We start from the raw sequence: 2,456 nt of genomic DNA on the forward strand, positions 1-2,456 counted from the left end.
ATGCCGACCGCGCGCGCGGCACCCATGAACTTTGCGAAGCCACAGAAGTAGCCTTCATTGCAGCCGATGTCCAGGAAGCTCTTTTCCTTGAGCGAAGGCAGGCGCAATGCCTTGAGCTTGTCCGACGTACGCGAATCGCCGGCTGCATCGGGGAAGGATTGGTATTGGGCCATGTCAGGTCAGTCTGGGAATGCCGGAGCATCGGAAAAACAGAGTCGGTCAAGCGTCTCCGCGTACGATCGCGGTCACTGCTGGCGCCACGCGCAGTGGTGTATGTGCATTCGAGCCGTCTGATCCGCCCAAAACACGCAGTTCCGCGCCGAGATTGGCCAGAGTAGTCAGTTGGGGTACGACGAAGCTCGCGGTAAATCCGCAATTCTGGTCACGCAATCCGAAATGGCGCGCGACGTCCGGCCGCTTGTTGCGTGCGATCCCAGTCGACATGTAGCGTACGCCGGCCACTTCCAGCGTCAGGCCCTGCACGGCCGATCCATTGGTGCTGGTGATCCAGCCATGCAACTGGACGACTCCGTCATGGAGGGAGATTTTTTCGGCGCAACCATAAACCAGTGGGCCCGCCAGGTCCGCTGCTTCCGGCAAGCTCGTGGTCGTCTTGGAGCGCAGCAACGCCATCAAGTCGTGGTAGTGCTCCAGCGCCGGGATGATGTCGCCTGCATATACCAATCGTCCCTGCTCCAGCACGATGCCCTTGTTGCAGATGGCACGCAGCAATCCGACGCTGTGGCTGGCGAGAATCACGATCTTGCTGCCACTCATGTGGCCCTTCATGCGGTCCGTTGCCTTGGCCATGAAATCCGAGTCGCCCGCACCGACCCATTCATCCATCAGGATGATGTCGTGACGTACGCTGGTCGAAATTGCGAAACCCAGGCGCATTTTCTGCCCGGATGAGAGCGTACGCAGGCGGTGGCTGGATTTCTCCTGCAGGCCGGCGAATTCCAGGATCGATTCGATCTTGTCGCTCATGTCCGATGCTTTCAGTCGCATCGCGGTACCGCGCAGGAAGATATTCTCACGCACGGTCGCCTCGCCGTTGAACCCCAGCGACATGTTGAGCAGGGCCTGGCGGCTGCCCTTGACCTGCATTTCCCCGGAGCTCATCGGGTACACGCCATTGAGCACCCGCAGCAGCGTCGACTTGCCGGCGCCATTGCGGCCGAGGACCGCGACGCGGTCGCCTTCGCGAGCCTCGAAACTGATCTCGTCGAGCAGGGGAACATGCAACCGGCGCGGCGGGTCGAAGGCGGCACCCAGCAACATCGCCGCCCAATTGCGCGCGCGGCGCTCGGGCTGCACGTAAAGCGGCACCGAAAGCGAGACCCGGTCCAGTTTGATGCTGGCGCTCATGGCGTCTTCAAATCCACAACGGCACGAAACGTGCATAGCGACGATAGGCCAGGATCGCGAGGATCCAGCCGCCCAGGGTCATCACCGCCAGGTACAGCGGAGTGGAGGGGTCGATCGTCTGCCCGAGAATCGGTGCCCGCACCAGTTCGACCATGTGGTAGAACGGATTGAAGCGCATCAGCGTCCCGCGAAGGCTGCCAGGCGGCATGGTGTCGGCATGCCAGATGATCGGCGTCAGCAGGAACGCGAACATGAAGATATTTCCGACCAGGTGCTTCAAGTCGGGGAAGCGCGCACCCACCAAGGCAAACACGACGCCGATCCACAATGCATTGAGGATGACCACGGGCATCGAGAACAGGCTGAAAAGCAATCCAACCCAATGCGGATCCGGATAGATCGCCAGAGCCAATGCTGCGACCGGCAACGAGACGATGAAATGGAACATCGCGGTAGCGATCACGCGCAATACGAAATCGGTCAGCCGCACGTGACCATCAAGGATGAAAGCAGCGGAACTTGCAAATGCACCCGTGGACTCTGTGATGGCACTACTGATGACACGAAACACCAGATAGCCAATCGCGACATAGGCTACGAACCCGGCCAACGGCATGTGCATCATGCTGGCGAAAAAACCGCCCATCCCCCAGATGTAGACAATCGCCGGCGACATCAACCAGAAGATGCCAAGGCGTGATTGGCGATTGCGCACCACGATATCCAGCCAACTGGACAAAGCCCAGAATTCCGGGTTACGCAGGCTCGCTGCCAAGTCACGGAACAGGGAATGCATCGACACACCCCGCTCGGGTGCCAGCAGCACGTCATCCATCTGCCTTCCGTCAACGCTCACGACAGCGCGGCATCCAGGTCGGCGCGCAGGTCGTCGACCGACTCGACCCCCACGCTCAACCGCACCAGCTCGTCCCCGATCCCCAGCCGCGCGCGGTTTTCGACCGGCACGCTCGCATGGGTCATCACCGCCGGGTGGTTGACCAGGCTTTCCACGCCGCCCAGCGACTCGGCCAGGGTGAACAGCTCGGTGCGTTCGCAGAAGCGCTTTGCGGCCTCGAAGCCGCCCTTGA

General features: G+C 61.1%; 3 protein-coding genes. All 3 read right to left on the reverse strand.

The features are described from left to right. Positions 1-219 precede the first annotated feature (219 nt). Positions 220-1,368, reverse strand: a complete 1,149-nt coding sequence (locus VFN25_RS09310) for an ABC transporter ATP-binding protein (protein WP_325141147.1) — start codon at positions 1,366-1,368, stop codon at positions 220-222. Positions 1,369-1,375: 7 nt separating this feature from the next. Continuing rightward, entirely contained in the window at positions 1,376-2,203 is an 828-nt protein-coding gene (locus VFN25_RS09315) for a hypothetical protein (RefSeq protein WP_325141149.1), read from the reverse strand. 17 nt (positions 2,204-2,220) lie between these two features. Beyond that, positions 2,221-2,456: PLP-dependent transferase (locus VFN25_RS09320; RefSeq protein ID WP_325141151.1), on the reverse strand; the 236-nt coding region annotated here is incomplete at its 5' end.

Origin of the sequence: Dokdonella sp. (genome assembly GCF_035703485.1) — a bacterium.
Taxonomy (GTDB): Bacteria; Pseudomonadota; Gammaproteobacteria; order Xanthomonadales; family Rhodanobacteraceae; genus Dokdonella.

Coding starts and splice junctions, on each gene's coding strand:
- VFN25_RS09315 (WP_325141149.1), bottom strand. CDS start 2,203: ATGGATGACGTGCTGCTGGCACCCGAGCGGGGTGTGTCGATGCATTCC.
- VFN25_RS09310 (WP_325141147.1), bottom strand. CDS start 1,368: ATGAGCGCCAGCATCAAACTGGACCGGGTCTCGCTTTCGGTGCCGCTT.